Genomic DNA, 337 nt, shown 5'->3' with positions numbered 1-337 from the left:
GATAGCAGTTGCATCTACGGATAACTTGCTGTATAGTTCCTGCGCTGTCTCAGCATCATCTGTGATAAGCGCAACTGTAATATTGTCACCTACTGTATAAGGCATTTCTGGGTTGTTGTCTGACAACATAAACCGTTGACCATTCAAACGAAACTGTGCATTCATCACGTAATTTTCTAGTTCAGCAGGGCAGTCTGGTAAGAAATCTTTAAATAGATTTACTTGCTCCACTGTTGCCCCAAGAGCATTTTTATAAAACTCGATAGCTTCCAAACCATTACCATTAGTAACCAAGTATACTTCCATTGCTTTAAGCATGATGGACCTCCAAAATTAT

1 protein-coding gene is annotated in these 337 nt (G+C 39.2%); it reads right to left on the bottom strand.

The window, feature by feature from the left end:
- On the bottom strand, window positions 1–318 hold a 318-nt coding region (locus C1E99_RS13030; RefSeq protein ID WP_105207745.1), incomplete at its 3' end, for a VOC family protein.
- Between the last annotated feature and the right edge of the window lie 19 nt (window positions 319–337).

This window comes from Streptococcus suis, assembly GCF_002964045.1.
In the GTDB taxonomy this organism is placed as follows: domain Bacteria; phylum Bacillota; class Bacilli; order Lactobacillales; family Streptococcaceae; genus Streptococcus; species Streptococcus suis_U.
The sequence above is the reverse complement of the archived record's forward strand: the minus strand, read 5'-3'. Positions and strand labels throughout refer to the sequence as shown.